This window comes from Acutalibacter sp. (assembly GCF_056800975.1).
Genome location: NZ_JBQISV010000157.1, coordinates 1 through 2,687, shown reverse-complemented (window position 1 = coordinate 2,687; position 2,687 = coordinate 1). Strand labels below are relative to the sequence as shown.

Annotated in this window: 3 protein-coding genes; all 3 read right to left on the bottom strand. The window is 61.8% G+C overall.

Annotation, left to right across the window (positions count from 1 at the left end):
- Window positions 1–77: 77 nt before the first annotated feature.
- Window positions 78–989, bottom strand: a complete 912-nt coding sequence (locus ACTO5E_RS10735) for an ATP-binding cassette domain-containing protein (RefSeq protein WP_482303532.1) — start codon at window positions 987–989, stop codon at window positions 78–80.
- An 89-nt stretch (window positions 990–1,078) separates the two neighbouring features.
- Window positions 1,079–1,747 carry a response regulator transcription factor gene (locus ACTO5E_RS10730; RefSeq protein WP_482303531.1) on the bottom strand — a complete coding sequence of 223 codons (669 nt, stop codon included), beginning with the start codon at window positions 1,745–1,747 and terminating at the stop codon, window positions 1,079–1,081.
- A gap of 190 nt (window positions 1,748–1,937) precedes the next feature.
- Window positions 1,938–2,687 (bottom strand): carbohydrate-binding protein (locus tag ACTO5E_RS10725; RefSeq protein ID WP_482303530.1); only part of this gene is annotated, 750 nt, incomplete at its 5' end.

Genomic DNA, 2,687 nt, shown 5'->3' with positions numbered 1-2,687 from the left:
TAAGCGCCAGGGTAATGGCCAGCATAATGTAAAAGGTGCGGCTTTGAAACAGCCGGCGGCTGTCCATTCGGAAAATATCAAGCATGGTTCTCCCCTCCCATTTTCTCTAAGAAATAGCCTTCCAGGTCCTGCTGGTGGACGCCCATCTCCTCGACGGCAATGCCGGCCTGGGCAAGAGCCTGACCCACCGCTTTGACGTTCACCGTGTCATAGATGCGCAGCTCCCCTTCGGGGTGCATTTCCCAATGCCCCAGCGCAAGCTCCCGCTCTAGGACAGCAGCCGCTTTTTGGGGCTGGCCGGTGCGCAGATGCAGGTAGTCGGTGCATTTCTGCGCCAGCTCCTGGGCGCTGAGCTGCTCGACCATTTTGCCCTGGCGGATAATGCCGTAGCGGGTGGCAATTTTGCTCAGCTCGCCCAGAATGTGGGAGCTGAGCAGAATGGTGAGGCCCCGCTCCCGGTTCAGCCGCTGCAGGAGCTCCCGCATCTCCCGGATTCCCTCCGGGTCCAGGCCATTGATGGGTTCGTCCAGCAGCAGCAGGTCTGGGCTGCCCAGCAGGGCAATGCCCACGCCCAGCCGCTGCTTCATCCCCATGGAATACTGCTTGACCGGCTTTTTCTCCTCAGGGGACAGGCCCACTGTGCTCAGTATTTCGTCTACCTGTCTTTTGGGGTCGGTAAGCCCCAGAAGCGCGGCGTAAAGACGCAGGTTCTTCCGGCCACTCAGGTCGTGGTACAGCCCCGGCTGCTCAATGAGCATTCCGATGCGCCGGTGGGCCACGGCGTCCTTGAGGGGCCTGTCGAAAATGGTGATCTCACCCTGGGTGGGGCTTGCCAGGCCGCACAGCAGCCTGAGCGTGGTGGACTTGCCCGCGCCGTTCTGGCCGATGAAGCCGTAGACGTCTCCCTGCTCTACCCGCAGCTCCAGGTGGTCGACCGCCCATTTGTCCTTATAGCGCTTGGACAGGCCTTTTGTCTGTATGACTGCCATTCCAATGTCCTCCTTTGCTTTGTCTGCAAGGATAGTATAGCAGGCAAATGCTCAGGCTTCGCTAAGAAAGATTAAAGATTGTATAAAGTTCAGCTCAGCTTGAAGCCGATTCCCCACACGGTTTGAATGTAGCTGTCTGTGCCGCTGGGGCGGAGCTTGGCCCGGATGTTGCTGATGTGCACATGGATGGTCTTGTCCTCAATGGGACAGTTCTCCTGCCAGACCGCTTCGTAGATCTGCTGCTTGGTGAAAACCTTTTTGGGGCGGCGCACCATGAGCTCCACGATTCTGAATTCGTGGGCCGTCAGCTCCACGGGCTGGCCGGCGGCAAGCAGGGACATCTCGCTGATATCCAGCTGCCAGTCTCGAAAGCGCAGCGTCTCGCCGGCCAGGGCTGTGCTGGCGTGGCGCAGCTGGACCTGGATTCTGGCCCAGAGCTCTTCCAGCTGGTAGGGCTTGGTCAGGTAGTCGTCCGCCCCAAGGCCCAGCAGCTCCACCTTGTCGGAGAGCTGGGACCGGGCGGACAGCACAATCACCGGCGTCTGGCTTTCCTGGCGGATTTCGTGGATGAGCTGGCTGCCGGAGAGCCCGGGCAGCATCAGGTCGATGAGCAGCAGGTCGCAGGCAGAGCTCTTCCAGAGCAGACGGCCCTCGGTGCCGGAAAACGCCTGGACGCACTGGCAGCCATGCCGCCGCAGGTATTGGGCGGTGGCGTTGTTGATGTCGGTATCGTCTTCGATTATGAGGATATTGGGCATGGGGGCCCTCCTTCTTTTCTCTTTTGCCGAAAACCAGTATAGCACCAAATAGGGGGACAGTCAATCGCGGGGCGGGGATTGGGGTGCGGCGGGACGTGTTTATGGGGAGTGCAGGGGGGCATGAGTAAAGCGGCCGGAGGGGGGCTCCTTCGGCCGCTTTGCTGGGGCGTTTCTGCGGTTTATGTATGGCTCACTGGTAGATGAGCTTTTCCAGCAGGCTCTCTCCGGTGGTTCCGGCAATGCGGATAACGGTCTGCCGCGCGGCTTGCAGCTGCAGGGCGGGGCCCTCCGGGCCCAGGAGCCCCAGGCTTGTGCCGTCCTGGAAGACCTCCACCTGGCCGGCGGAGCCAGGGGCGAACACCAGGGAAACGCTGCTGCCCTCCTGGGCGGCGTACAAGGTGTACTCGCTGTACTCGCCGGGGGACAGGCTCAACTGGCAGGCGTCCCAGCAGCAGTCAAAGCCAAAACGCTTTTCCGGCATTTTGGCGGGCTCTATGAGCTTCATTCCCGTTCCCCGGCGGTAGCCGCTGACTGTGCCGGCCTGGGCATGGCCCTGGCAGCCGTTGTGGTCAAAGTCAGTGGCCCGAAGGGAGCAGCCTGGCTCCCGGCGCACGCTGGCGCTGACAACAGGGAGCTGGTCGCAGTTTTCCAGGAGCATATTGGACAGGTACTCGTCCAGCATGGCCTGGGCCTCCGCATAGGAGGGCCGTGGGCCGCCGCTGGTGTAGGCGGTGAATTTCTCCCAGTTGGCCGGGGCCTTTACCGAGCAGGGGGAGTTGGCGCAGGCCATTTTCTTCCAGGGCCACACATTGTAGCCCACCCCCAGGCTGGCCCCCAGGGGGTACAGGGCCGCGAACCACTCGGGGGTGTTCTCCCCGGTCTCTCCCAGCCAAAGGGGCTTGTTCCAACGCCGGGACAGGTCCAGGAACGTCTCATAGGC

Bases quoted from the DNA above. Each gene is read 5' to 3' on its own strand.
- ACTO5E_RS10730 (WP_482303531.1), bottom strand. From the start codon at position 1,747: ATGCCCAATATCCTCATAATCGAAGACGATACCGACATCAACAACGCC.
- ACTO5E_RS10735 (WP_482303532.1), bottom strand. From the start codon at position 989: ATGGCAGTCATACAGACAAAAGGCCTGTCCAAGCGCTATAAGGACAAA.